General features: G+C 66.7%; 26 protein-coding genes and 1 tRNA gene. 15 read left to right on the top strand and 12 right to left on the bottom strand.

Annotated features, from left to right (window positions below):
- Positions 1–182 precede the first annotated feature (182 nt).
- Together IEY88_RS24540 and aroH are read left to right on the top strand one after the other, a co-directional pair.
- Positions 183–665 carry an STAS domain-containing protein gene (locus tag IEY88_RS24540; RefSeq protein ID WP_189157142.1) on the top strand — a complete coding sequence of 161 codons (483 nt, stop codon included), beginning with the start codon at positions 183–185 and terminating at the stop codon, positions 663–665.
- Between the two features lie 33 nt (positions 666–698).
- A complete protein-coding gene (aroH, locus tag IEY88_RS24535) occupies positions 699–1,061 on the top strand; it encodes a chorismate mutase (RefSeq protein WP_189157141.1) in 363 nt (120 codons plus the stop codon).
- On the opposite strand, the gene IEY88_RS24530 is transcribed toward aroH, so the two are convergent.
- Positions 1,051–1,713 carry a homocysteine S-methyltransferase family protein gene (locus tag IEY88_RS24530; protein ID WP_189157140.1) on the bottom strand — a complete coding sequence of 221 codons (663 nt, stop codon included), beginning with the start codon at positions 1,711–1,713 and terminating at the stop codon, positions 1,051–1,053. The two genes, aroH and IEY88_RS24530, sit on opposite strands and share 11 nt — an antisense overlap.
- An 87-nt stretch (positions 1,714–1,800) precedes the next feature.
- Between IEY88_RS24530 and IEY88_RS24525 the strand changes: the two genes are divergently transcribed.
- Both IEY88_RS24525 and IEY88_RS24520 read left to right on the top strand, forming a co-directional pair.
- Positions 1,801–2,577, top strand: coding sequence for a hypothetical protein (locus tag IEY88_RS24525; RefSeq protein WP_189157139.1), 777 nt, complete (start codon positions 1,801–1,803; stop codon positions 2,575–2,577).
- A 68-nt stretch (positions 2,578–2,645) separates the two neighbouring features.
- Positions 2,646–3,818, top strand: a complete 1,173-nt coding sequence (locus IEY88_RS24520; RefSeq protein ID WP_189157138.1) for a hypothetical protein — start codon at positions 2,646–2,648, stop codon at positions 3,816–3,818.
- Here IEY88_RS24520 and IEY88_RS24515 read toward each other — a convergent pair.
- Both IEY88_RS24515 and IEY88_RS24510 read right to left on the bottom strand, forming a co-directional pair.
- Positions 3,808–4,248, bottom strand: coding sequence for a pyridoxamine 5'-phosphate oxidase family protein (locus tag IEY88_RS24515; RefSeq protein WP_189157137.1), 441 nt, complete (start codon positions 4,246–4,248; stop codon positions 3,808–3,810). The genes IEY88_RS24520 and IEY88_RS24515 overlap by 11 nt on opposite strands.
- A 356-nt stretch (positions 4,249–4,604) precedes the next feature.
- The gene (locus IEY88_RS24510) at positions 4,605–6,389 is read right to left on the bottom strand and encodes an NsdA family TPR-like regulatory protein (RefSeq protein WP_189157136.1); all 1,785 of its coding nucleotides are present in this window, start codon (positions 6,387–6,389) and stop codon (positions 4,605–4,607) included.
- Positions 6,390–6,787: 398 nt separating this feature from the next.
- On the opposite strand from IEY88_RS24510, the gene cmk reads away from it, so the two are divergent.
- The 7 genes from cmk (at position 6,788) to IEY88_RS24475 (ending at position 13,814) form a co-directional block, all read left to right on the top strand.
- On the top strand, positions 6,788–7,474 hold the full coding sequence (gene cmk / locus IEY88_RS24505) for a (d)CMP kinase (RefSeq protein ID WP_189157239.1): 687 nt from the start codon (positions 6,788–6,790) through the stop codon (positions 7,472–7,474).
- Positions 7,471–8,106, top strand: a complete 636-nt coding sequence (locus tag IEY88_RS24500) for a lysophospholipid acyltransferase family protein (RefSeq protein WP_189157135.1) — start codon at positions 7,471–7,473, stop codon at positions 8,104–8,106. Before cmk ends, IEY88_RS24500 begins: the two co-directional genes overlap by 4 nt.
- A complete protein-coding gene (gene der, locus IEY88_RS24495; RefSeq protein WP_189157134.1) occupies positions 8,103–9,524 on the top strand; it encodes a ribosome biogenesis GTPase Der in 1,422 nt (473 codons plus the stop codon). The genes IEY88_RS24500 and der overlap by 4 nt, the downstream gene beginning before the upstream one ends.
- A 97-nt stretch (positions 9,525–9,621) precedes the next feature.
- On the top strand, positions 9,622–10,254 hold the full coding sequence (locus IEY88_RS24490; RefSeq protein WP_229693704.1) for a response regulator: 633 nt from the start codon (positions 9,622–9,624) through the stop codon (positions 10,252–10,254).
- Between the two features lie 200 nt (positions 10,255–10,454).
- Positions 10,455–11,363, top strand: coding sequence for a sensor histidine kinase (locus IEY88_RS24485; RefSeq protein WP_229693703.1), 909 nt, complete (start codon positions 10,455–10,457; stop codon positions 11,361–11,363).
- A gap of 173 nt (positions 11,364–11,536) precedes the next feature.
- Positions 11,537–11,610: transfer RNA gene (locus IEY88_RS24480), tRNA-Pro, on the top strand.
- 263 nt (positions 11,611–11,873) lie between these two features.
- On the top strand, positions 11,874–13,814 hold the full coding sequence (locus IEY88_RS24475) for an ATP-dependent nuclease (RefSeq protein WP_189157131.1): 1,941 nt from the start codon (positions 11,874–11,876) through the stop codon (positions 13,812–13,814).
- 12 nt (positions 13,815–13,826) lie between these two features.
- On the opposite strand, the gene IEY88_RS24470 is transcribed toward IEY88_RS24475, so the two are convergent.
- From IEY88_RS24470 to IEY88_RS24430, 9 genes are all read right to left on the bottom strand, one after another.
- Entirely contained in the window at positions 13,827–15,041 is a 1,215-nt protein-coding gene (locus IEY88_RS24470; protein ID WP_189157130.1) for a tyrosine-type recombinase/integrase, read from the bottom strand.
- A 139-nt stretch (positions 15,042–15,180) separates the two neighbouring features.
- Complete coding sequence (locus IEY88_RS24465) at positions 15,181–16,590, bottom strand: DUF3987 domain-containing protein (protein WP_189157129.1); 1,410 nt, start codon at positions 16,588–16,590, stop codon at positions 15,181–15,183.
- Positions 16,591–16,795: 205 nt separating this feature from the next.
- The gene (locus tag IEY88_RS24460) at positions 16,796–17,191 is read right to left on the bottom strand and encodes a hypothetical protein (protein WP_189157128.1); all 396 of its coding nucleotides are present in this window, start codon (positions 17,189–17,191) and stop codon (positions 16,796–16,798) included.
- Positions 17,188–17,496 carry a hypothetical protein gene (locus IEY88_RS24455; protein WP_189157127.1) on the bottom strand — a complete coding sequence of 103 codons (309 nt, stop codon included), beginning with the start codon at positions 17,494–17,496 and terminating at the stop codon, positions 17,188–17,190. Before IEY88_RS24455 ends, IEY88_RS24460 begins: the two co-directional genes overlap by 4 nt.
- Positions 17,481–17,951 carry a hypothetical protein gene (locus tag IEY88_RS24450; protein ID WP_189157126.1) on the bottom strand — a complete coding sequence of 157 codons (471 nt, stop codon included), beginning with the start codon at positions 17,949–17,951 and terminating at the stop codon, positions 17,481–17,483. The genes IEY88_RS24455 and IEY88_RS24450 overlap by 16 nt, the downstream gene beginning before the upstream one ends.
- Positions 17,951–18,319, bottom strand: coding sequence for a hypothetical protein (locus IEY88_RS24445; RefSeq protein ID WP_189157125.1), 369 nt, complete (start codon positions 18,317–18,319; stop codon positions 17,951–17,953). Before IEY88_RS24445 ends, IEY88_RS24450 begins: the two co-directional genes overlap by 1 nt.
- Positions 18,316–18,474, bottom strand: coding sequence for a hypothetical protein (locus tag IEY88_RS24440; RefSeq protein ID WP_189157124.1), 159 nt, complete (start codon positions 18,472–18,474; stop codon positions 18,316–18,318). Before IEY88_RS24440 ends, IEY88_RS24445 begins: the two co-directional genes overlap by 4 nt.
- A 1-nt stretch (position 18,475) precedes the next feature.
- Positions 18,476–18,703, bottom strand: a complete 228-nt coding sequence (locus IEY88_RS24435; RefSeq protein WP_189157123.1) for a helix-turn-helix domain-containing protein — start codon at positions 18,701–18,703, stop codon at positions 18,476–18,478.
- 1 nt (position 18,704) lies between these two features.
- Positions 18,705–18,920 carry a helix-turn-helix domain-containing protein gene (locus IEY88_RS24430; RefSeq protein ID WP_229693702.1) on the bottom strand — a complete coding sequence of 72 codons (216 nt, stop codon included), beginning with the start codon at positions 18,918–18,920 and terminating at the stop codon, positions 18,705–18,707.
- 178 nt (positions 18,921–19,098) lie between these two features.
- Between IEY88_RS24430 and IEY88_RS24425 the strand changes: the two genes are divergently transcribed.
- From IEY88_RS24425 to IEY88_RS24410, 4 genes are all read left to right on the top strand, one after another.
- The gene (locus IEY88_RS24425) at positions 19,099–19,440 is read left to right on the top strand and encodes a GntR family transcriptional regulator (protein ID WP_189157122.1); all 342 of its coding nucleotides are present in this window, start codon (positions 19,099–19,101) and stop codon (positions 19,438–19,440) included.
- 209 nt (positions 19,441–19,649) lie between these two features.
- Positions 19,650–20,882: a helix-turn-helix domain-containing protein gene (locus IEY88_RS24420; protein WP_189157121.1), complete on the top strand. Its 1,233-nt coding sequence runs from the start codon at positions 19,650–19,652 to the stop codon at positions 20,880–20,882.
- A gap of 423 nt (positions 20,883–21,305) precedes the next feature.
- Positions 21,306–21,938 carry a hypothetical protein gene (locus IEY88_RS24415; RefSeq protein WP_189157120.1) on the top strand — a complete coding sequence of 211 codons (633 nt, stop codon included), beginning with the start codon at positions 21,306–21,308 and terminating at the stop codon, positions 21,936–21,938.
- 1,359 nt (positions 21,939–23,297) lie between these two features.
- Positions 23,298–23,546, top strand: a complete 249-nt coding sequence (locus IEY88_RS24410; RefSeq protein WP_189157119.1) for a hypothetical protein — start codon at positions 23,298–23,300, stop codon at positions 23,544–23,546.
- The last annotated feature ends 40 nt before the right edge of the window (positions 23,547–23,586 follow it).

Raw genomic sequence — 23,586 nt, 5'->3', positions numbered from 1 at the left:
GGCGGGTCCACCTGCACCACGGTGGACCCGCCGCGAACCAGGCGTGGTGCTGCGCCGAGACGGGAGACCGGGTGCCGCGCCGGCGATGCTGGGGCGTGCGCACGCCGGCGACGTGATCGCGGCCGCGGAGGAGTCTCTTCAGAGTCGACCGGCACTGGCGATCGCCGACTTGCTGACGTCTCATGGTGAAGGGACGAGGTTCGCGGCGGCGGCGCGAACGTTCGGCGTGCCCGGTCGTGGTCGTTCCGGCGATCGAGCCGGCCACTCACGTCGCCGACGCCCACCTGGCGAAACCGGTGCACCCGCAGCGGTGCGCGACCTGCTGCATCCCGACACCCGAGGCACTCAAGATGGAACCCCAGTCAGGCCTGTTGGACGTACGTCGCCAAGGCGCGTTGGTGACGCTCACCGGCGAGGTCGACCTGAACACCAGCGACCTGCTGCGCGCGGAGCTCGCGCTCGCCCGCGCGTCCGGCGACGGCGACGTGGTGGTGGACTTCACCGGACTGACGTTCATCGGTTCGAGCGGCCTGCACGTGCTGATCGAGACGGCGACGGCGCTGGGGGAGCGGCGCCTGGTGCTGCTGGGCGGCGGCTGGGGCGCCTACGTCGTGAACCTGCTCGGGCTGAGCGCGAAGTTCCCCAACATCGTCGTCGACCGCTGAAGTCCACTTCGGACCACTGCTAGGGTCGATCGCATGGCGGTGCGAGCGATCAGGGGAGCCACGCAGATCGACGCGGACTCGCGCGACCTGCTGCTGGAGGCCACGGCCGAGCTGGTGCGGGAGGTGTTGTCGTGCAACGCTTTGACGGCCGACGACCTGATCAGCGTGGTGCTCACCGCGACACCGGACCTGGTGTCCGAGTTCCCCGCCTACGCCGCGCGCCAGGCAGGGCTCTCGGACGTGCCGCTGCTGTCCGCGACCGAGATCGCGGTGCCGGGGGCGATGCCGCGCGTCATCCGGTTGCTGGCGCACGTCGAGACGGACCTGCCGCGGTCGTCGGTGAAGCACGTCTACCTGCGCGGGGCGTCGGCGTTGCGAACCGACCTCAACCACTGAACGCGCGGCTGATCGCGTCGACGTGCCGGTGGTCGGTGCCGCAGCACCCACCGAGGACCGTGAGCTGCGGGAAGCGTTCTCTGAGCCGCCGGTAGTCGTCCGCGAGCTCCTCGGGATCGCCTCTGTCCAGCACCTCGGCCTCGTCGAGCTCGGCGTGGCTCAGCTTCGACGCGTTGGCCCGGACGCCTCTCAACCGCGGCGCCCAGGTGGCCTCGGGGTCGAGCGCCGGCGCGATGTGGGCCGGGTGCGCGCAGTTGACCATGTAGTAGGCCGCGTAACCGTCCGTGTCGCGTTCGACGGCCTCGATCGCGTCGCCCAGCGAGTCCCCGCTCGGCAGCCTGCCGTCCGTCTCGACCGTGAACGAGATGACGACCGGTACGCCCGCTTCCCTTGCGGCGTCGACGATGCCGGTGGCCTCGGGGACGTTCGTCAGCGTCATGGCGGTGACCAGGTCCGCCGGGGTGTCGGCGAGCACCCGGATCTGGGCTGAGTGGTAGCCGCGCGCCTCGTCCCTGCTCATGATCGACTCGGGCCGGTAGGCGTCCCCGCGCGGCCCGACGCAGCCGCTGATGACGACGGGGATCGCGAACCGCTGCCGCACGTCCAGAAGCAGGTCGACGGCTTTGCGGGTGACCTGGGGCAGCTGCTTCATCGGGTGCCTCCAGGCCGGAGGGCCCAGTGTGCGTCCCGGATGCCGGTCGTGCCCGATAAAGTGGGGCGATCATCTGGGGGTGATCGCGTGTTCCAGCCGTATCTGGCCGAGTACCGCTACTACGCGTTGTTCGAGGCCCAGAGCGACATGCACGACATCGACAAGGCCAGGGGACTTTTCCGCTCTGTCACCGTGTCCGACGAGCAGGAGTACGAAGGCCACGGCGTGTGGCGGCGGAGCCGGGCCCTGTCGGCCACCGAGGACCGCAACTCCTACGAGGACTACCGCGAGGCGAGCGCGGCCGAGGTGGAGCTTCTCCGGCGACGGGCCGATGCCCGGCCGGCCTCGCCGGTGGATCCGGGCGAGCGGGACGAACAGGAGGCGGTCCTCGTCCTCCTGGCGGCCCGGCGGCGAGCCGAACCGGTGGACGGCCACCACTACTTCGCGCTGTTCGAGGAACTCGGCCACGTGGTGGACCTCGACCGCGCGCATTCGTTGATCCGGTGCCCCGCTGACGGTGACGGCGGGTGGCAGACGTTCCTGCGCGAGGACGAGTGGCTGCCGGGCAAGGAGCCGCGGGACGAGCACTCCCTGCCGGTCGGCCGCGAGGACGTGAGGCGGGTCAGCGCGGCGAGGGAGACCGCCGCGATCCGGTACTTCGACGTCCGGTCCGGCTTCGGGAACCAGTGCGAACTCGTTCGTCGCACCGGATCGGCCGACGAGGCCGCCGGCCACCTGGGCTGGCGACCCACTGACGTGCTCGGGCGGGTGCGGCCGGGCTGGCGGGGCGACGAGGTCGGCGAGCGCTGGTTCGACACGCATCGGTACGTCGACGCGGACAGCGGACGATTCACGCTGAGGTGACGGCGTGGCGCGACCTCGGCCCAGTGTGCGTCCCGGATGCCGGTTGTACTCGATAAGGGGGTGATCGCGTGTTCCAGCCGTATCTGGCCGAATACCGCTATTACGCGTTGTTCGAAGACGGGCGTGGCACGTCCGACATCGACCTGGCGGAGGGGCTCTACCGCTCCGTCACCGGCTACGACGAGCAGCGGTACGAGGGCCACCGCAGGTGGAGCCGGAGCAGCGGCCTGTCCAGGACTTCGGACCGCGACTCCTACGACAGCTACCGCGAGGTGACCCCGGCCGAGGTCGAGCACCTCCTGCGCCGGACCGACGCCCAGCGGCCCGAGCAACCGCCGGAGTCGCGGGACGGGTTCGAGGGCGGTGGCTACGCGGTGTTCCGGCAGCAGGCCGACGTGGTCGACATGCGGTCCGCGTACGCCGTGGTCGACGAGCTGGCGCCAGAACACCGGTTCGCGGTGCAGCTGGCACCCTTCGAGCGGGACGGCCTCGCCGGCATCATCGCGCTGCTGGCGGCACGGCGGCGAGCCGAACCCGTGGACGGCCACTACTACTTCGCCGAGTTCGACCGACTGGGCGACGTCGTGGACGTCGATCGCGCACACGCCCTGTTGCGGTGCCCCGCGAGCGGCGAAGGCGACTTCGAGACGTACCTGCAAGACGGCGAGTGGGTACTGGGCAAAGCACCGCGGAAGAAGCACGTGCTGCCGGTCGGCCGCGAGGACGCCGAGCGGATCAGCCGGGGCAGGGACACCGCCGAGGCCAGGTACTTCGACGTCTGGCTCGGCCTCACCGCCGAGGACGGGTTCTACCGCCACGTGGTGATGCGCCGCACCGGATCGGGCGACGAGGCCACCGACGACCTCGGCTGGCAGCCCACCGACCTGCTCGGGCGGCTGGAGCCGACCTGGTGGGTCGAGGAGCTCAGCGCCCGCGGCTTCAGCACCGCGCGTTACGTCGCCACACTGATGGGGCGATCGCGCAGGTTCCGCGGTCAGGCTCACGACTACCAGGCGGTCTTCCGCGGGCAGGACGACGTCTACGACTTCGCCAACGTCCTGTTCCTGGTCAGGAAACTGCCGAACCCGTACGAACTCGAGTACGAGCGGTGGACGCCGGACGGCTGGAAGTACTCGAGCGGTTCGTTCAGCGGGGAGACGTTGCCGATCTCCGAAGAGGAGTTCCACCGGCTGGCGGAGCCCCGCCCGGACGAGCGGGGCTCCGGCGACCTCAGGCGCTGAAGTCCTTGCCCGGCAACCACCCGTTGGGGATGTCCGTGACCCGCCACACCGGCACCGAGACCTTCACCGTGCGGATCGGCGTGGCGAGGAACGGCGCGACCTCGGGCACCTTGGCCACGAGGTGACGGCGCACGGCCTCGTCCTCGGCCCCGTCGACCACCACGGCCGTGCCCTGGGCCTGCAGGAACGGCTCCATCGGCGACCCGGTCGACACGACCAGCGCCACCTCGGGGTTCTCCTTGATCGCCTTGAGCGTCCGGCCGCGCTCCTCCAGCACGAGCACGAGCGTGTGCGGCCCGTCCTCGGCGAAGTAGACGCCGCTCACCCACGAGCCGTCCGAACCCGCCGTGGCGAGGAACATCGACTTGTGCGCGGCGAGCGTGCGGTGCAGCAACGCCTCGACGGCGCTGTGCTGTTCGGTGGTGGTCACTGGAGCCCTTTCGAGTAATCGGGTCATGCGCACACCAGATCGGCGCGGGCCATGCGTGCCTTGTGCGGATTCCACCGATCGATACCGTGGGCCGGCAGGTGGCACCCGGTCGCGGGTGCCACCCCCATCACCACCTGGACACAAGGTCGGCCAGATCAGCGACCAGCACGGCGACTTGGATCAAGCTCCCGAGAACCAGGACTCTTCGATCCTTCGCTCGCTCGTTGTCCGGGTCCGGTCTGCCTTCCGGCTTCTCTTCGTCTGACGACTCCTCCGGCACGCGTCTCCTACACCGACTGATGCACAGCGAGCGGCTGTCGGTTCCCCGCCCGATCGGAGCGGGGAACCGGCTCCGGTCAACGGAGGAAGTCCACTCCCTCGTCGCTGTTCAACAGGTCGTGCAGGGAGAACTGAGGGCCGAAGGTGTCCCGTGCCGCTCGCCAGGCTTCCTTCACGCGAGGACCGAGATGGGATCCCTGCTCGACGCGAAGCTGGCCAGCCCCCGGCCGGTGGTCTCCGGCGATCACCAGGCGGCCGCCGCCCAGTCTGTCCAGGACGCCGGCGATGAGGCCTTCTTCCTGGCTGAGTCGCACCAGGTCACGCGAGCGGGTGAAGTGCTCGAGCGCGGACGTGCGCAGGCCGTTCTCGAACGCCATGCACCCCGCCAGATCGTGAAGCTCGGCCAAGGCGATCTGAAGTCGTTGCCGCGTTTTCTGACTCGCCTTCGACTTGAGCATGCCGCGTGCCCACGACAACTGGGCGAGCACGGCGTCGTGACCCGAACCTGCCCCGTAGTTGTCTTTCAACGAACGCAGCGCTCGCACCGCAGCCTCGACCTGCCGCACGTCGCCGGTACCGATGTGACTGGGCGAAGAGGTTGACGTGGGCGACGAAGCCCACGAGGAACCGCCGAACGCCGTTACGCCTACGGTGACCGCGGCGGCGTGCGCGAGGAATTTTCGTCGCTTCTCCGACTCGCTGGAGTCCACCTTCGGCGCCAACTTCGGAGCTTCTGACTCTTTGGCCAGCCGGACCGCGATCAGCTCGTCGTAGGCCAGGCCCATGTATCCCCGTGGCACGCCCAATCCACGTGCGATCTGGCTGAGGGCGTCCCACGCCATGGTCTGGCGGCCCTGGAGCACCTCAGCCACTTCCGCCGTCGACTGCCCGGTCAGCGCGGAGATCTGTTCCGCTGAGACGCCGTGGCGTCGCAGGAGCCGGTACACGAGACTGATCTCCCTGCGTGCCAACGCATCCCTCATTTCTTGGTGATCCCATACCTCCGGCAGCAGTGCGAACTCTGTGGAGTCGAGAGCGGCAGACGCCGCGAGGTCGAGCGCCTGCAACTGCACCCAGGCCCACGCATCCTCGTGCGATGTGTTGGCGGCGACCTCGGCGTACGAGAGCAGGATGCTGCGCATCTGGTCCGAGAGCTGTTCCCGGACGGCAGTCACCCCAGGGATCCGGCACAACGACTCGGTGAGGATCGCGATCACGACCTCGTCCGGCAGACCGTGCTGCCAGCGCACGCGCAGGCCTCCGTTGTCGACGGCACTGTCCAGCCAGGCGGAATGCCGCCACAGCGGGAAACGGCGAAGCACCGCGCTCATCAGGTCGGTAGGTGCGGTGGCCGCGTTGTCGAGCGACCGCCACTCGGCGTCGTGCAGGCCGGTGCGTCGCTTCCACACGGGTTCAGGTCTTTGCTGCCTCCGCTCGAGCTGTTGCTGCAGCGAGCGCCATCGTCTGGGTGCCACGCCCAGCAGACGGATGTGCCCGGTGCGATCTCCGTCCGTGTCGACCACGTTCAGATCCAGGAAGTCCCGTCCAGCCTCGGGACGAAGCCCTGGAATTCCTCGCAGGCCGGAGGAGGTCGCGACCGGCAGTGCCGCGGCGAGAACCCGGTCCAGCACCTCGTCGGCGACGTGGAGCGAAAGCGAGTCGGTGCGCAGCCTCGTTTCCTTGACCGCCGCGCCGGTCCACCCAGGTCGCCGGTCGCGCGCGAACTCGGCGCTCGCCGCCTTGATGATGGGTAGCAGGGCCGCTTCGAACTGGTGCTGGCCGTTGACGGCGGCGGGAATGAGCGGTCCGCCCTCTTCGAGGAGCTGACGCCGCGCGACGTTGACAGGCTCACCCGTGCACATCGAACGCAGCTCCAAGCGCGTTCGCAGCGAATTCGGTCGTGTCCGAACCACAGAAGCCTCCGCAGCAGCCGCCCGGCCGGCGCTGCCGAGTCATGAGGGGAGACCCCGCGCAGCACGCTGATGAGTCGCGGTACGCGCCCGATGACGCGCTTAGAAGGCACCTGCTCCAGCCGGGACGTCGGAGCTGCCTCAAGGCTGCCGCAGCCGCCTGACCGCACCGTACACCGCGCAGCCGGTCCTCGAGAAAGCCCTTCACCCAACAGGACGATCTCGCCCGCATCGGAGGACCGCGTGCTGCGTGGACTGTCCCGCCTGCGGTGTGAGCGTCCGCACCAGGCACAATGTGAACCGTGGGTGTCTCGGAGGGAGCTGCTGTGGGCCAGGGTCAGTTGCGCGGTGTGGTCGCTCTCGACGGACCGGCCGGCACCGGCAAGTCCACCGTGGCCAGGCGCCTCGCGATGGCGCTGGACGCGCGCTACCTCGACACCGGCTCGATGTACCGGGCGATCGCGCTGGCGGTGCTGCGCGCGGGCGTCGACCCGGCCGACGCCGACAAGGTCGTCGCGGTCGCGGAGAACGCCGTGCTCGTCGTCGGCACCGACCCGCAGCGGCCGGGCATCACGCTCGACGGCGCCGACGTGTCGTCCGACATCCGCGGGCCCGAGGTGTCGCTCGCGGTCTCGCCCGTCTCCGCGACCGGGCACGTGCGGGAACTGCTCGTGGCCCAGCAGCGCGCGATCATCGCGGACGCCGTCGACCACGTGGGCGGCATCGTCGTCGAGGGCCGTGACATCGGCACCGTCGTGACGCCCGACGCCCCGTTGAAGGTCTACCTGACGGCGTCGGCGGAAGCCCGTGCGGCGCGCAGGACCAAGCAGGACAGCGCCGCCGGACGTGTGTCCACTGTGGACGCCGCACTGGCCGACGTGCAGCGGCGCGACAAGTACGACTCGACGCGCGCGGTGTCGCCGATGAAGGCGGCCGGCGACGCGGTCGTGCTCGACAACACCGACCTCGACCTCGCGGGCACCATCGCCGCGTTGCTGGAACTCGTGGAACGCGGTGGGCTGCGGGTGACCGGGTGAGCGTTCCCAGGGGGACGGTGCCCTGGCTGTTCGACCTGGGGCGTTGGATCGGGCGGGTTCCCTACGCCTGGCAGTTCCGGATTCGGGTGCACGGACGTGACCGCGTACCCTTGAGCGGCGGCGTGGTCGTCGTCGCCAACCACAGCTCGATGGCCGACGGGCCGATCCTGTTCGGGGTGCTGCCCCGGCGCGTGACGTTCCTGATCAAGCAGGAGATGTTCAAGGGCGTCGTCGGCTACCTCCTGGGCAAGATCGGGCAGATCCCCGTGAAGCGGGGAGAGGCCGACCGCACTGCGCTGACCAGCGCGTTGTCCGTGCTCAAAGCCGGTGGTGTGATCGGGGTCTTCCCCGAGGGCACCCGCGGTGAGGGCGACGTGGCGAGCGCGCAGAACGGCGCCGCGTGGCTGGCCAAGACGTCCGGCGCGATGGTGCTGCCGATCGCCTGCCGCGGGACTTACCAGGCCAAGGGCTGGAGGCCCGAGGTCGACGTGCTGATCGGTGAGCCGTTCCACCTTCCCGACGGGAAGGGGCGAGCGGCCCTCGGCGTTGCCACCGAGCAGGTGCGCGATCGCCTGGCGACACTGGTCGCCGAACTCGATGGACAACGCATGAGTGATGAGGGAAGACGATGACGGACCTGGACGGCACCTGGGAGGACGAGGCCGACTGGTCAGCCTTCGACGACCTCGACGGCGGTGAGGGCGAGCAGTCTGCGCCGCCACAGCCCGTGCTCGCGGTGGTCGGACGGCCGAACGTCGGCAAGTCCACGCTGGTCAACCGCATCATCGGCCGCCGAGAGGCCGTGGTGCAGGACGTACCGGGCGTGACGCGCGACCGTGTCGCGTACGACGCGCTGTGGAACGGCCGCAAGTTCACCGTGGTCGACACGGGCGGCTGGGAGCCGGACGCGGTCGGGCTGCAGGCCTCCGTGGCCGCGCAGGCCGAGCTCGCGATGGCGACCGCCGACGTGATCCTGCTGGTCGTGGACGGCTCGATCGGCGCGACGTCGACCGAGGAGGCCGTCGCGAAGGTCCTGCGCCGGTCGAAGAAGCCCGTGATCCTGTGCGCGTCCAAGGTGGACGACGACAGGCTGATGGCCGACATCGCGTCGCTGTGGTCGCTGGGCCTCGGCGAGCCGTACCCGGTCTCCGGCCTGCACGGCCGCGGCTCCGGCGACCTGCTCGACGTGATCCTCGACAGGCTGCCCGAGACCCCGCGCGACGACTTCGGAGGCGGCCGCGGCGGTCCCCGTCGCGTGGCGCTCGTCGGCAAGCCGAACGTCGGCAAGTCGTCGCTGCTGAACCGCCTGACGGGCGAGGACCGCTCGGTCGTCGACTCGGTCGCGGGCACCACCGTCGACCCGGTCGACTCGCTGGTGGAGCTCGACGGCGAGATCTGGCGCTTCGTCGACACCGCCGGCCTGCGCAAGCGGGTCAAGTTCTCCGGCGGCGCCGAGTACTACGCCTCGCTGCGCACCAAGTCCGCGATCGAGACCGCCGAGGTCGCGGTCGTGCTGCTGGACGCGCACGAACCGTTGGCGGAGCAGGACCTGCGCGTCCTGACGATGGTCGTCGAGTCCGGCCGCGCGTGCGTGCTGGCGTTCAACAAGTGGGACCTCGTCGACGAGGACCGCCGCAACGAGATGGTCCGCGAACTCGAGCGCGGCCTCGTCCGCGTGCCGTGGGCGGACAAGGTCAACATCTCGGCCCTGACCGGCCGCGCCGTGCACAAGCTCGCCCCGGCCCTGCGCACCGCGCTGAACTCGTGGGACACCCGAGTCCCGACCGGCCGCCTGAACCAGTGGCTGACCGAACTGATCTCCGCGACCCCGCCGCCTGTCCGCGGCGGCAAGCAGCCGAAGGTCCTGTTCGCGACGCAGGCCTCGACCCGCCCGCCGACGTTCGTGCTGTTCACGACGGGCTTCCTCGAGGCGTCGTACCGCCGGTTCATCGAACGCCGCCTGCGCGAGGAGTTCGGCTTCGAGGGCAGCCCGGTCCGCATCTCCGTGCGCGTGCGCGAGAAGAAGAAGGCCGGCGCTTCCAAGAAGTAGTTCTCCGTAGTTCCTAGTTTCTCTGGTTTCCCTGGTTTCCGGATGACGACCCGACCGGCTGGTTGCCCTTTGTGACGGGGTGCGGTTGGTTGGGTTCGTGGCCGTACGAGTGGTGCTAGCCGACGACGAGGCCCTGCTGCGGCGGGGCCTCAAGGTCCTCCTCGAAGCCGACGGACGAGTGGAGGTCGTGGGCGAGGCAGCCGACGGCGCCGAACTCGTGGAAGCGACCCTGACCCACCTGCCGGACGTGGTGCTGGTCGACGTCCAGATGCCCGGCGTGGACGGCCTGGAAGCAGTCCGCCGACTGCGAACCTGGGCCACCCCGCCCGCGATAGCCGTACTGACCACGTTCGACCTCGACGACTACGTCGCCACCGCACTGGACCTGGGCGCACAGGGCTTCCTTTTGAAGGACGCAGAACCCGAAGCCCTGGTCCGCGCCGTGATGGACCTGGCAGCAGGCGGAGCCGTCCTGGACCCGCGAATAACCGCGCGCCTGCTCCCCAGACTCCGCGGCTTCCGCGCCAACCGGCAGCTGGACTCGCTGTCGGCCCGCGAACGCCAGGTCCTGGAACTCGTGGCCGCCGGCCGCTCGAACCACTCGATAGCCGAGAACCTCTGCCTCTCCGAGGCGACGGTGAAGAGCTACGTCTCCACCGTCCTGACCAAACTGGGCGTGGAGAACCGGGTGCAGGCGGCCCTCGTCGCCCACCAGGTCGGTGTCTGGTGAAACCAGTGGCGCGCGAGCTCCTCACCGTAGGCACGACCACAGGCGTAGTCCTCCTGACCCAAGACCGCCCGTTCGCGTGGTCCCTCTGGGCAGCGGTGGCCGCCGCGTTGCTCCTCCCTCTCCGCCTGCGCTGGCCGTGGCTCGCGTCCCTCGTCTGCGTCCCAGCGGTGGCAGGCGGCCTGGGCTGGGTCCCCACCCTCGTGGCCCAGTACCGCCTGGGCAGCAGGGAGAAGTCGATCCCGGTCCAAGTCTTCTGGGTCCTCCTGCTGACAGCGGCCTCGATAGCCCCGGTCCTGCTGACCGAGACGATCCCCCCAGGCCCCCTGCTCCTCGCCACAGCCTTCGCCTTCGGCCTGGCAGCAGCCCCCACCGCCCTCGGCGCCCTCCTCACCACCCGCAAGGAACTGACCCAGTCCCTCTACGAAACCCGCAGAGCAAGAGCAGCAGAACTAGAGGCCCAAGAGACCTCGGCTCGTGCCGCGGAACGAGCCCGGATAGCCCGCGAGATCCACGACGCGGTAGGCCACCACGCCACCCTCATCGCAGTGGAGTCCGCAGCCCTGGCCGCCACCGCCACCGACCAGACAGTCCGCGAGACAGCACTACGACTACGTGCGCTGGCAAAGGAATCCCTCTCCGAAATGCGAGCAGCCCTGGGCCTCCTCAACTCCGACACGACCTACCCGTCGCTACAAGAACTCATCGACAGAGCCCGAACAGCAGGCGTCACCGTGACCCTGTCGGAAACAGGCGACACAGCCCTGTCGCCAGCCGTCTCCAGAGCTCTCTTCCGAGTGGTCCAAGAGTCCCTCACCAACGTGACGAAACACGCCCCAGGCGCCTCGGTGACAGTGACGGTGGACCGATCCACCCCAGTCCGAGTCTCAGTGGTGAACGGCCCAGGCGACCTACCAGCACTGGCAGAAGGCGGAGGCGCCGGCCTGCACGGCCTGTCAGAACGAGTACGCCTGGCCGGCGGCACCCTGACCACCTCCTACAGGGCAGACGGAGGCTTCAGCGTCAGCGCGGTCCTACCGCCCGGTAAGCCGAAGGTTGACGGACGAGACTCGACTTTCGGAGGTAGCACCCGAGACGCCGCCACCGCATAGTTCGGGGTGTCGGTCGAGGATCGGGGGATCGGTCGGACCGAGGGACGCGGGGACCCGAACTTCGGGTCCCCGCCGTATTTCCGCAGCTAGCGGGCGGTTGCGGGGGTCGTTTTTGATCTCTGTCCCCGGTGTTGTAGGATTTCTCATGCACGCCGGGAAACCGGGAGTGTGGCCGGGACGTGGCGCAGTTTGGTAGCGCACTTGACTGGGGGTCAAGGGGTCGCAGGTTCAAATCCTGTCGTCCCGACGGTCGACGGAAGCCCGTCTGATCAAGGCATATGGCCTGATCAGACGGGCTTTTGTCATTCGAATATTTGATCTTGCCAGGATCTGCCGTGCAGGTCGTTTGTGGACCAGTTGTGGACCTGAAGCTGGTTCGCCGCGCGGTTGTTGCATGTTCATCAGCGTCATCTTGGTGCTCGTGTCGCTGTACCAATCCGATCGCTCGTGTCGCGGCCGGCGGGTAGCGTATCCGCCCTGCTGCCGCTATCCAGGACGAGGACGCATCACATGCGCTTGGAAAAGATCAAAGTTGAGCGATTTCGCAACTTCACCGACGCGCAGACGATGCAGGTGGAGCCCCACGTGACTTGCCTTGTCGGCAAGAACGAGTCCGGTAAGACCACAGTCCTCAAAGCGCTGCACCGGCTCAATCCAGCCAACAGCCCCGACGGCTTTGATCTTGCTGTCGAGTACCCGCGTCGTCGCCTTGCGCGCGATCGTCGTCGAGACAATCTCGATGAGGTCGAGCCCATCGTTGCTTGGTTCTCCCTGGAAGGCGGCGAGGTCTCGCAAGTTGCGGGCATCCTTGGGTTCGAGCCGCCGGCAGGTACAGAAGTGCGCGCGGGGCGGACTTATGGCAACGACCTCTGGGTGGATGTCACGTGCCCGTTGTCGAAGGTCGTGGAGACGGCTGGCGGTGCGGTCGGTGTCGATCATGAGGATATCGCCGACCTGGCTGCTTCCCCGGACATCAAGGCTGTGCGCGCTCGTGCCGCAGAGTTGAGCGCGTCGTACCGCCAGAGTGGAAACATCCCGCGGGGCACCGCGCTGGAGCATCTCGCTGACGAGCTGGGAAAGTACAAGGTTTTGCTTGACGACTGGGAGTTGTCCAACGCCCAGATCGTGGAGATCACTGCTCTGCTGCCAAAGTTCTTTTACTTTTCGAATTATGAGCTTCTTCAGGGTGAAACTGACTTGGAGGAGCTGGCAGGGCGTGTCGAAAACGATAATATCCAGCAGGGCGACGAGACCATGATTGCCTTGTTGGAGTTGGCAGGGCAGGACCCCAAGAGTTTTCTCGACGAACAGTACGTTACTCGCAAGGCTGAGCTGCAGGCGGCTAGTTCTGACCTAACTCGCCAGGTGATGAAGTATTGGAAGCAGAACCCTGCCCTTTCGGTTCGATTCGACACTGATATGCCAATCGTTGGCAAGTTTGCGGACGGCAGGGATATTCGTCACCGCTTCCTCAAGGTAGAACTGCACGATGCCCGGCACGACGTCGATACAAACTTCGCCACCCGCTCCGCCGGGTTTCAGTGGTTCTTCTCATTCCTTGCCGCGTTCAGTGTCTACCAGGACTCAGATAAGCGTGTCGTGGTTCTTCTGGATGAGCCAGGTACCAGTTTGCATGGCGAGGCTCAGCGGGACTTCGTGTCGTACATCTTTGATGAACTAGGTACTCATCAGCAGGTGCTCTACACCACGCACTCGCAGCACATGCTTGATCCAACCAAGTACGAGACGATGCGTGCTGTGCACGACCGGGCGACGACTGAAGAACCCGAACTCGGTGTCGTCATCACGCCGGTTGACCTATCGGCGGATCGAGGCACGGTCCTGCCTGTCGAGGCTGCGATCGGCTATACGGTGGCTCAACATCTTTTTCTTGGTCGAGGTCCACACCTCGTTGTTGAGGGAAGCAGTGACTTCGTCTATCTCATGAGGATGTCTGCCCACTTGACGTCGCTTGGGCGAGCCGGTTTGGATCCTCGTATCTCGATCATCCCAATCGGTGGTGTCACCAACATGCCAGCATTTATTGCCCTGTTTGGGCGGCGTCTCGATGTGCGTGCACTCGTTGATGGGGCGGAGACCAACAAAGTTTCTGATCGGATTCATCGGGTTGCAAAATCGGTTGGTGTTGATCGTAGGAAGATTGTGATTCTCGGTGAAATTCCCGAACTTCCGGGCACTGCCGACATCGAAGATTTGTTCACGGTTAAAGATTACCTGTGGCTTTACAATCGAACGCTTGCGCCCGTCGATGAATCGGATCTTCCGCAGACTCCTGAGCCGATCTTGCGGCGCATTGAACTTACTCGGGGAAAGTTTGATCACGCTTGGCCAGCGCACCAGCTAACCAAGGACCTGGATTCATTCTTCGGGCAGGTTGATGCCGACACGTTGGATCGCTTCGAGGAACTCTTCGCCAAGCTAGTGGTATAGGCGATTCGAGCGCTATACGACACGAAGTTGCGGCTTCACGGTCGTTTTTTGAAGGTGTGCAGACAGCAGCTTGCTCGCGTCAGTGACCGCGTTGTGGTTCGGGTGCAGGTATCGCTGTGTGGTCGTGATCGAGCCGTGCCCAGCGATCTTCTGAAGGTGATGGACCGGCACGCCCGCGTCGGCCATCCACGTCAGGCCGGTGTGCCGCAGGCTGTGCCGCTTGAGGTGGTCGAACCCGAGCTTCGTCACGACCTCGTCCCAGTGTGTTGCGTCGCGCAGGACGGCCGTGGTGATTCGGCCACCGCGCGGGCCGACGAATAGCCGCGCGTCCTTCGTGCCATCCGTCGCCGCGATCCGACGCTCCACCATCTCGCGAATCTCCTCGATCAGCGGCACGAACCGGGCGCGCTTTCCCTTGGTGCCCTTGTCGACCAGGCCGCCGGGCGCCGTGGTCGTCTGGCGCCGGACCGTCCATGTCCAGTCGTCCCGGTTGATGTCCCGCGCCCGGCAGCCCGACACCTCACCGATGCGCGCGGCCGTGCACGCCGCGAACAGCACGACGTCGCGCCAGCCGTCGTACTCGCCGGCCGAACGAGCGGCCAGCGCGTCGGCAAGACGTAGCAGAGTCGGCCAGTCTGGCAGCGCGAGTGAGCGCGGGTCGTCCAGCTCGTCTTCCACGCGCGCGTACTGCTTCTGCCAGCCCTTGATCCGCGCCGGGTTGCGATCGATGATGCCGTCCCGAACTGCCTGCTCCATGATCCGAACGAGCATGGCCAGCGTGTTCTTGACGACGGACACGCTGCACTCCTCCGCGATCCAGCCCGTCTCCGGATCCATCACGGCGCGGTCCACCGCGCCCGCCGTGATCATCCGAACCGGGAGGTGTCCCAGCGCTGGCACGATGCGGAGCTTCCAGCCGGACACGTACGGCGGCAGCGTCTTGTCCTCCAGGCCTCGCAACGCGAGCTTCAGAACGTCCGGCGTGCCGTACTCCGCCAGCGTCATCATCGCCGCGTTCGGGTCGACGCCACCGGCCGCGGCGCGCTGCATGCCCTCGATCCACGCCACAGCCTCGTCCTCGGTCCCACATGAGTGGGAACGCGAGGAACGTTGGGCGGTCACCGGATCGGTCCACCGCACGCGAGCGCGGTACGGCGTCGGGCGGTCAGGCAAGTGCTCGATGTCGACCGACAGCTTGACGCCGATCGGTGGTCGCTTGGCGGCCATGGTGATCCCTTCGAGGTGAATTGGCGGGAACTTTGGGAACTTAGGAACTTTGGGGGCTGACCTGCGGTTTTGTGTGGACCTAAGTTCCCGCCTGCGGAACTTAGGTATCTGCGTTTGCGCTGGTCACAGGCCAAACTTCCTAAGTTCCCAAAGTTCCGGGGGTTGCTGGCTCGATGAGGTAGACCTCAGTGCCACGGCCGGGCCGACCGTCTGCCCGAGGCCGCTTGATGACCTTGACCCGCCCGGCCTCGGTGAGGGCATCGAGGGCACGGCGGTATCGCTCCGTGGCGGCCCTGTTCTTGCTGAACTTGGTGGTGATGTCGCGCTTGGTGCGGCCGTTTGGTCCGGCCTCAGCGATGAACGCGGCCAGAGCAGCTATCGCCTCGTCAGGACAGAGAACGGCCTGAGCGGACGCGATCGAGTACCGCACCAGCGCGGAGGCGGCGGCCAGGTGGGCCGGGCCGATGCGGTCGGCGCGGTCGAGCAGGGCGTAGATGGCGGCGATGCGCAGGCAGTGCGGTGCGGCGCGTGAGACGAACTCCTCGACGGGTGTCTCGGTGTCGCCGTCGCGGCTGGCGAACTCGATGTAGAGCCGTCGCCAGGCCAGCGCTCCGGCGTCGGTGAAGCCGACCGGGCCGACGTTGCCCGCGTGCCGGAGCCGGTCGAACAGTGAGGCTCCGAGTTGGAGCATCAGCGTCGGATCGGCCGGCGTGGGTGTGTCGAGCAGCTTGGACTGCGCGACCGCGATGGGTAGGAACCTGTTGTAGGTGCCGCCCGCCATGTCGGCGGCGGAGACCTTCTCGCGGAACTCTTTCGGGGTGATGTGGGCGCTGATGCTGATGTGCGACTGGCGGGCCACGCGGGCGTCCACGTTGAGGGTGGAGAGGTTGCCGCCTTCCCAGGCCGCGCGCAGCGTCGCGGACAACGTGTTGCCCTCGCGGCGCATGCGGGCCATGACGGTTCCCCACTCGGGTTCGTAGGCCAGCAGGCGGCAGTCCCCGTCGGGCAGCAACCGCGGCTTGCGGCCTGCCTTGCCGGGCTCGGTGTCGGCGGCGAACACCGACGCCAGACCTTCGCCGCTGGACAGTCCGGAGTGGATGTTCTGGGCCACGAAGTCGTTGTCGGTGAACGACAGCAGGGCTTTCGCGGCGTTGTAGGCGGTGCCCTTCTTGCCCACGCCGGTCTGCCCGATGAGCATTGGCCAAATCAGCAGCGGGTGCCGCTCGTAGCCCAGTTGCAGGTGCGGGCCGGGACCAAGGTGCGCCCCGGCGGCACCGAGCAGCGTCGCCAGGACGCCGATCTGGTCGGCTTCGGTGTGCGGGTCGAGCTGGGCGGCCAGGTTGCCGAGGTAGCAGTCGAACACCGCCTCCTCGATCTGCGGCAGCCACAGCCGCACCTGGGCAACGCGTTCGCGGGCGTGGGCGGCCAGCTGTTCCAGCTCGTCCAAGTCGGGTGCTGCGTCGGTGCCGGTGTCCCGGACGGGACGCAGCCATCGGCCGGCGGGCGGCTCGGGGGCTGGTGTCCCGTCCAGTGCGGGGTCCGGTGCCATGCGCGTAGACCTCTCCAAAGGTGACCGAGGGTGATCGTCCCGAGGGGACGGAAGTTCGTCAGAACCGTTGTCAGGCAACGTCTGGCGCGCGCGCGACGCACGTACGCACACACACGCACGCGTAGGACGCGAGTGCGCGAGAATCCGCGCGTCTGACGTCAATTGACGTCGGGCCTACGAGTGATCACGAAGCGTGAGCGACGCGTCAGCCCGTGCGGCGCAGGATCGCCGACCGCTCACGCGAGTCCCGCAACCCGTTGTCCGCGGTGAGGAACAGCTCGGTGACCCGCCGCTTGCACGTGATCAGCCGGGGCTGGTCGACGTCGGCAGCGCGCCTCTCGATCGCCCGTTCCAACCGGGCCTTGTCGGCGGCGACCTTGTTCGCCCCCTGGTTGAGCAGGACGTCTAGCACCGTCTCGCGGATGCGGTCGGCGTCGGCCAGCTGCTCACCGGTCAGCGGCGCGGAGTAGAGGATCGAGACCAGGTCCTCGAACCGCAACGGGATGTTGAACCGCGCCGCGATCACCGTCGGCCCGCGCCTGCCGACACGGAACCTGGCCGACAGCTCGACACCCTCTTTGCCCAGGTGCGCGCGCGTCACGCCACCCCCGCCTGGCCGTGCGACGCACCCGTCGCCCGCTGCTGGCCGGTAGACAGCACCGTGTCGGCCACCGCCTCGCACACCCGCAACCGGCCGGCGTCCAGCCAGACACTGCCCACCTGGCTGGCCTGGCGCAGGCCCTCGGTGAGCATGCCGATCTCACAGCCCGGGTCAGCGATGACGAGTTCGGCGTACCTACGCAGCTGCGTCGCCGTGTAGGCGGCCGGGTCGAACGGCGCCACATACAGCACTGCCACCAGCGTCTCCCGGTCCAGCCCCACCATGGCCATCACGCCAACTCCCACGGCTTCTCATCGTCCACGGGCGGGAGCACACGCGGCGAACGCGGCGCGTAGGCGCACAACCGCCCGGCCGCCCGCACACAGGCCCGATACCGGTCGACGCTGTTCCACCACACCAGGAACACGGCGTGATCGGTGCCGGACAGCTGCCCGGACTCCGTGCGCGCCAGCATGTCCCGCGTGGCCTGGGCGAACCCCGCCACGGCGTCAAGGCCGTAGTGCTGCACGCTCCAGAACGCGATCTCCGCCAGCTCGTCCACGTCCTGCGGCAGCGGCCCGACCGCCTTGTGCAGCGCGGCGGCGATCTCGGCGCCGTCCAGCACCAGCGGCCACCGGTGACCGGGCGCGTAGAACCGCACCCGCCGCACCTCGGCCATGTCCGCCTCGAACACCGGGCGTTCCCGCTCGTAGGCGGACAGCTCGATCTCCGGCACGAACTCAGAAGCGTTGGCAGCCATCAGAACCACACCCCGTCGTCCTCGACGTCCAGCACCTCGGTACCCGGCCGCGCGAACTGCCGAGACCGCCAGCCCTCGCGGGTCTGCCACACCTCGAACACCGCCTCCGCACCGACGAACCCGTGCACCTCACCGTCCTGGACCAGCGCATCCCACACATCCAGCGTCAGGTGCAGGCGGTCGGTGACGACGCTGGCCACTTGCTGCGGCAGCTCGTGAAACCGCGACTGGGCAAAGGATCGGCCGGTCGTGGCGTTGGCGTCGGAGAACCGGAACGAACACGGCGAGAACACGCGCCTCAGCGGCGTCCGCTTCGCGGTGCGGCACGTCACCGCAGCGGGCGCCAGGCGGGCCACAGCGGCGCTCATGCGGTCACCAGCTCTCGTGTCGCCGTGAACCGCCGACGACGCTCGGCAAGCTCACGGCGCCGGAGCACCATCAAACGGTCGATCGACGCCCCCAGAGCGTCCAGGCCCTCGCGCAACGCGCGGCAGTCCTCACGGGTGATCGAAGTGGATGCCATCTCAGGCCACCTCCGCCGTGATCGGGAGCAGACCGAACCGCTCCGGCGCAATGTCCAGCTGCTCAGCCACGTACCGCAGATCGTCCAGGCGCTGAATCTGGCGGGCGCCCGTCTCCACCTTCGACACCCACGTCTGGTCTCGGAGCAACCGCGCGGCCAGCTCGACCTGCGTCATGCCCAGCTGCTGGCGACGCTCTTGGATGATGCGCCCCACCGTCGACTGCGCCATTTCAGGCCACCTCCGCCGTGATCACGGGGCGGATGGTGCACGCCTCCACGTACTCGTTGATGGCGTCACCGGAGATGCGCACGGCGCCTGCGCCTTCACCCATCCGAACTGCGCGGAGCTTGCCCGATTCCACTGCGCGGTAGATCGTCGCCTGAGAGACGTCCAACATGTCTGCCACTGCCTTGACCCGGTACAGCCGGGTAGCCTCAACCTGCATCGTCGCGCTCCAACGTGTCCGATGTGCGCCCCGGCTGGTGTTCCCGCACCGGTCGGGGCTTTCTGGAGTTCTGCGGCCTGAGACGACCGCGACAAGAGCGAACTTAGCCAACGTAGACAACTTAGTCAACTAGGTGTTGCATGGTCATCATCGTTGGCTAGGTTGTAGCCTTGCTGACGTGCTGAAACTCGACCCGAACGACTCGCGTGCGCCGTTCCAGCAGATCGCTGATCACTTTCGCCGTGTCATCGCGGCAGGGGGCCTGGCTCCTGGTGACAAACTGCCGAGTCACGGCAAGATCGCTGTTGAAGTCGGTGTGGCTGTCGGCACCGTCAAGCACGCATTTTCCTTGCTGCAAAGCGAAGGCCTGATCGTGACGAGGCAGGGACAGGGTGCGTTCGTGCGCACTAAGCCACTTCCTGAGGCTGCCGACGATTCCGTGATCGCGAACCTTCAGCGCGCCGTTGAGGCACTGACCGCCCGCGTTGAGGCTGTCGAGCGCAAGCTGGGGGAGAGCTAGCGCACTCTGCTCCCGCGTGCTGGTGTGAGCTGTAGTTGCTGTGGTCACGTTGACTACGTTCCATCGAAACCAAACGACTTCACAGTGTCATGAGCGGGGTCGCTTCCGTAACGTGGTGATGCAGCCGTGTCACCTCGTGACACTGGTCGTGTCCCCTCCCGCAGGTGCCACACTCGGAGGAGACGGCACTCGATCGCAGGGGAGCGGGCATGGGTGAGCAGCTGCCAGAGTGGGCGAGGCGCATTCGTGCACTCCGCGAGGCACGCGGCATGTCTCAGGTAGCCGCGGCTGAGGCCATGCGTCGCCACGCCGATCGGCAGCTGCCCGCATCTGAACACCTTGAACGGCGCTGGAAGGCTTGGGAGCGCGGCGACAACAAGCCACGCAAGGACGGCTATGCCCCGCTTATTGCGGGCGCTCTCGGCACGGTAACCGCCGCGATCTTCCCTCCAGAGGGTCAGCCGGCGGTCACTGACCTGCTCACCGTCACGGGCATGGACACGCTGGAGATTGTCAGCCGGTTGCAGGTGTCGGACCTCAACGAAGCCACGATGGACGGCTTGCGCATTACGGTCGACAAGCTGTGTTCGGAGTACGCCAGCCAGCCCGCTTCGGAGTTGATCGTTGAGGGGCGGCAGTGGCTACGCCGCATTGTGGAGATGCAAGAGCAGCGACTGAGTTTCAGGCAGCGCCGCGACACCCTGGAACTTGCGGGCTGGCTGGCGCTGCTTGTCGGCTGCCTTGAGTATGACCTGGGGGACCGGCGTGCTGCTGAAGCGACTCGCCAGGTGGCGCTTAGCCTCGGCAAGGACGTTGGCAGTCCTGGCATCCTCGGGTGGGCTCACGAAATGCGAGCCTGGTTTGCCCTGACGTCAAACGACTATCGAAGCGTGCTTGCCGCTGCCGACGCCGGCATCGCCGCTGCGGGCAACCACAGTGTGGCCGTCCAACTCGTTGCTCAGCAGGCGAAGGCCCTTGCGCGCATGGGGCGCGAGGACGAGATGACCGCGACGCTTGAACGCGGTCGTGTGCTCCTGGACGGCATGCCCTACCCCGAGAACACCGACAACCACTTCGTGGTCGATCCGCTGAAGTTCGACTTCTACGCAATGGATTGCTATCGCCACACCGGAAACGATCGGCTGGCAAGGGCTCTGGCTGATGAAGTGATCCGAGGGGCGACCGACTACACCGGCCGGGCGCGAGCGCCGATGCGCATCGCTGAAGCGCGCATCACGCTCGGTGTTGCGGCAGCACGCGAAGGGGACCTTGAGGAGGCCCTCGATCACGGTCGCCGCGCGCTTTCTGGCGACCGGAAGTCATTGCCCTCGTTGGCGATGGTCTCGCAGGATCTCGCCGACGTGCTGGCCCACCAGTTCACGGGTGAGGAAGCCGCGGAGGAGTACCTCGCGCAGCTGCGGGATATCCGGCGACCGACGTGACGACCGAGCCGACTTCGTCTTGCTGCAACATGGGCGGAGCGGAGTAGCTGCAACCTTGGCCAGACGCCTTGCGCTACAGGTGTTTTCGCTGATCGGCCGCGACCGGGTCGCCGTCGGCCGGGCGGCCGATGACGCGACCGGCGCCGACTACCCGGCTACGTGGGCGTAGCGCGCGAGCGTGGATCTGAGCGGGCTCTGAGTCATCCTGTGGCGCCGCATGAATGGAGCGCCGGTTGTCGGCTGCCTCGACTCTGCGCGACCGGCACGGGGCCTCTCAGGGCGATCGAGTTGTGATCATCCCCGATGTTGCAGCAAGCGTGAGCCAACTCGTTGACACACGTCGATCAGCTGTGGATCTTCGCTCTACCTGGTGATCCTAGGTGTGTGGTAACAGGAGACATTGGTAGGCGATATAGGTGCAGGTTGTTCCCGTTTTTGGACGACGCGGAAGGGGAGGAATTGATTCCGGCATCTGTTTTAATCACGGTGGTTGCTAGCGCGTCCGCGTTGGTGGCCGGTGCATTCTATGTTATCGCTGGACTTTTGGGCAAGCGAATTGAAGAGTCATCCGAAAGGTCGGCTGGGTCCATTCAGCGATTAGATGAAAGTGTGAACAGGCTTGTTCGCGACGTGGCGGACCTTCGTGAAAGGACTGCGGCTTTTGATGGACGATTTTCGGTCATAGATAGAGAGATTGAAGCGGTTTCCAGCCGTTTTGTGTCGGAGTATCGGGACGTCGTTCGTCACGGTGAAGAGCAACATTATCGCCGACTTTCGGAGATGGAGGAGAATTTCGCTGAGCGCGCCCGAAAGTTGGAGAGCTCATTTACTCATCGCATAATTGAGGCGTTAACTGCGGTTATCCGCTACACCGAGGCTGTGGATGAGGCAACCTCTGATGATAAGCGAGCAGCTGCCAGGAAGGCGCTAGAAAAAGCGGTAACAAATCTCAATGAAGAGCTGTCGGAAAATATCGATGATGCGTCGCCGAGCGCCAGTCCGCCGGAAATCGAGAGTCACGGTGGGTATCCAGGGGAGGATGAAGACGATCTCTAATTTGAGCCATCCATCCGATGTTCGTCCATTTTCGTGCTGGCTTAGCGATGGTCTCGCAGGACCTAGCTGACGCATCGATGTCTGTGCCCCCGGTGTTGAACCAGGCATCTGCGACTTGGTGTGGCGCGGCAGCTTCCGTGTGGACCACCTGTGGACCACAACCCCAGCGACACCGGAGAAAACAGCGAGACCGGATCAGTCACTTGATTCTGGAGTCCGCTGTTTTTGCAGGTCAGGGCGCATGATCTTCCTGGGGGTCAAGGGGTCGCAGGTTCAAATCCTGTCGTCCCGACGGTCTGAATCAGCCCGCTGATTCTGGGTGAAAGCCCAGGTCAGCGGGCTTTTTCGTGCGCTCGAAACGAGCTTTGCTTGATCATCATTTTCGTGATCAAAAGGCCGATGAGGGAGCCAAGGAGAAGGCGCCGCCTCCTTCGTTTTGGCTAACGTCAGATGGGGTCACCACGAACGGGTGAACTTGCTGAACAGGCGTCAACCCGGTCCGAACTGACTCCACCTTCGGCGAACGAGCTGTGACGGGCTTCGCGTCAGCGAGTAGCGGATGAGGTCAGGTCGAAGCCGTGAACCTGCTCAAACGTCTTCGTTCCGACCCCTGTTGCAGTGTTCCTCCTAAACACAGGTTGTCTGGTCTGATCGTCGAGGCTGCTGGCTGCGAAATCGCTGCTGAGGCGACTCGTCGCTGTCAATGAGGTCTTGCAATCAACGAGCCGGTATCCCGCCTACCCTTGTGCGGTGGATCTCATTGCCCAGATCAATCGAGCGCTGGATGACCCGAGGACGTCACCGGGAGAGTTCGAGCGTGCGGCATGTTCTCCGCTGCATCCGCTTTATCCAGGGCTGTCCGCGGTCGAGGTTGGGCACGACTTCGGCCGGGACGGTGACATCTACTTCCCGCATCCTGGCTCCGGCCCTGAGTCTCGCGGCCGTCTGATCGGCGAGGAGACCGGATTCGCCTTCGGGCTAAAGACGTTCGGTTCTGCGCTGCACCGGCAGGTCGACGGGGCCGGCCGCAACGCGGAGACTGGCGCGGTCGACCGCGCGCCTAGCACGGCCCTATCGCGCGCAGGACGACGCGATCGCCGACGAACTCGGGTGAGGATGACGTGGACACACGGGCGATCGCACTCCAGTTCGCCAGGAGGATGGTCGGGCACCGCAACGCTTTGGCGGGCAGGACGGACGACGCGATGCGCGTGCAGTTCGCGTTGCACCAGACCGGCAGTGTGTTGGAACGGCTGATCGACGAGTACGCGCGGGCGCTGAAACCCCTCGGCCCGGAGATCGTGATGCAGGCCTGCGGGCTGTTAGACGGCGCGCGGCTGGTTCGCGTGCTGCACTGCATTGACCCCATCGCGGCATGGCCGCGATGGGGTCAACTGCGCCATCGGCCGGCGGCACGTCGTCGACCGCACCGAGCACTGGCTCGACATCGGCTGGGCCGCACGCGCCGTCACCGACTCGCTGAGCGCGGTCCCGCTCGGCAAGACCCAGCCGCCGGTGCTGAACGCGGGCATCGGCACGTGGAGTGTTACGTGGCTGGACCCCGTCGAATGGGTGGAGCGGGTGCACACCAGCGATTGGGAATGGTGACGCGGAGCGGTCCGCCGAAGTCCCCGGCTGCTGCTGCCAC

This window comes from Lentzea pudingi, from assembly GCF_014646255.1.
In the GTDB taxonomy this organism is placed as follows: domain Bacteria; phylum Actinomycetota; class Actinomycetes; order Mycobacteriales; family Pseudonocardiaceae; genus Lentzea; species Lentzea pudingi.
Note: the sequence above shows the minus strand (reverse complement) of the source record. Positions and strands in the feature narration are given on the sequence as shown.

What these genes read in the sequence shown, in the direction of transcription:
- IEY88_RS24540 (WP_189157142.1), top strand. Translation starts at nt 183, where the DNA reads ATGGTGAAGGGACGAGGTTCGCGGCGGCGGCGCGAACGTTCGGCGTGC.
- aroH (WP_189157141.1), top strand. Translation starts at nt 699, where the DNA reads ATGGCGGTGCGAGCGATCAGGGGAGCCACGCAGATCGACGCGGACTCG.
- IEY88_RS24530 (WP_189157140.1), bottom strand. Translation starts at nt 1,713, where the DNA reads ATGAAGCAGCTGCCCCAGGTCACCCGCAAAGCCGTCGACCTGCTTCTG.
- IEY88_RS24510 (WP_189157136.1), bottom strand. Translation starts at nt 6,389, where the DNA reads ATGTGCACGGGTGAGCCTGTCAACGTCGCGCGGCGTCAGCTCCTCGAA.
- der (WP_189157134.1), top strand. Translation starts at nt 8,103, where the DNA reads ATGACGGACCTGGACGGCACCTGGGAGGACGAGGCCGACTGGTCAGCC.
- IEY88_RS24475 (WP_189157131.1), top strand. Translation starts at nt 11,874, where the DNA reads ATGCGCTTGGAAAAGATCAAAGTTGAGCGATTTCGCAACTTCACCGAC.
- IEY88_RS24470 (WP_189157130.1), bottom strand. Translation starts at nt 15,041, where the DNA reads ATGGCCGCCAAGCGACCACCGATCGGCGTCAAGCTGTCGGTCGACATC.
- IEY88_RS24465 (WP_189157129.1), bottom strand. Translation starts at nt 16,590, where the DNA reads ATGGCACCGGACCCCGCACTGGACGGGACACCAGCCCCCGAGCCGCCC.
- IEY88_RS24450 (WP_189157126.1), bottom strand. Translation starts at nt 17,951, where the DNA reads ATGGCTGCCAACGCTTCTGAGTTCGTGCCGGAGATCGAGCTGTCCGCC.
- IEY88_RS24445 (WP_189157125.1), bottom strand. Translation starts at nt 18,319, where the DNA reads ATGAGCGCCGCTGTGGCCCGCCTGGCGCCCGCTGCGGTGACGTGCCGC.
- IEY88_RS24440 (WP_189157124.1), bottom strand. Translation starts at nt 18,474, where the DNA reads ATGGCATCCACTTCGATCACCCGTGAGGACTGCCGCGCGTTGCGCGAG.
- IEY88_RS24435 (WP_189157123.1), bottom strand. Translation starts at nt 18,703, where the DNA reads ATGGCGCAGTCGACGGTGGGGCGCATCATCCAAGAGCGTCGCCAGCAG.
- IEY88_RS24430 (WP_229693702.1), bottom strand. Translation starts at nt 18,920, where the DNA reads ATGCAGGTTGAGGCTACCCGGCTGTACCGGGTCAAGGCAGTGGCAGAC.
- IEY88_RS24420 (WP_189157121.1), top strand. Translation starts at nt 19,650, where the DNA reads ATGGGTGAGCAGCTGCCAGAGTGGGCGAGGCGCATTCGTGCACTCCGC.